The sequence below is a fragment of the Haloarcula sp. S1AR25-4 genome (assembly GCF_031624555.1).
GTDB classification, from domain to species: Archaea; Halobacteriota; Halobacteria; order Halobacteriales; family Haloarculaceae; genus Haloarcula; species Haloarcula pellucida.
Genome location: NZ_JAMQOR010000020.1, coordinates 1 through 974, shown reverse-complemented (window position 1 = coordinate 974; position 974 = coordinate 1). Strand labels below are relative to the sequence as shown.

Below are 974 nucleotides of genomic sequence, written 5' to 3'. Positions count from 1 at the left end.
CCTCCTAGTGTACCCAACTACCTCGAGGGTATTGCTGGCAACTAGAAGTGCGGGTCTCGCTCGTTGCCTGACTTAACAGGACGCCTCACGGTACGAGCTGACGGCGGCCATGCACCTCCTCTCAGTAACTCGGGTAAGTTCGTCAAACTGACCGTCGTTATTACTGTCGGGACCGGTGAGATGTCCGGCGTTGAGTCCAATTAAACCGCAGGCTCCTCCGGTTGTGGTGCTCCCCCGCCAATTCCTTTAAGTTTCATCCTTGCGGACGTACTTCCCAGGCGGCTCGCTTATCGTCTTCACTACGGCACATCACGCACTCATGGTGCGTGACATACCTAGCGAGCATTGTTTACAGCCAGGACTACCCGGGTATCTAATCCGGTTCGAGACCCTGGCTTTCGTCCCTCACTGTCGGGTCCGGTCTCTCGACGTGCTTTCGCCATTGGTGGTCCGTCCAGGATTACAGGATTTCACTCCTACCCCGGACGTACCCGTCGAGTCTCTCGGCCCCAAGCCGTGTAGTTTCCACCGGACGCCGACGCGTTGAGCGCGTCGATTTCCCAATGGACTTACACAGCAAGCTACGGACGCTTTAGGCCCAATAATATCGGCCATCACTTGGACTGCCGGTATTACCGCGGCGGCTGGCACCGGTCTTGCCCAGTCCTTGTTCCTGAACCACCTTACGGTTCAGAAAAGCGAGGACTATATGCCCTCGCACTCGGAGTCCCCCTATCGCACTCTCGTGCAGTGTAAAGGTTTCGCGCCTGCTGCGCCCCGTAGGGCCCGGTATCTTGTCTCAGATACCGTCTCCAGGCTCTTGCTGTCACAACCTGTACCGATTATGGGCATGGTGGGCCGTTACCCCACCATCTACCTAATCGGCCGCAGCCACATCCTACAGCGCCGGAACGTTTCTCACTCTCGACACTCCAGTCTGAGAGTGATATCCGCTATTGGCCTCAGTTTCCCGA

1 rRNA gene is annotated in these 974 nt (G+C 57.2%); it reads right to left on the bottom strand.

The annotated features are described in order from the left end of the window. A 16S ribosomal RNA gene (locus NDI85_RS22210) occupies nucleotides 1–974 on the bottom strand; the annotation flags it as partial.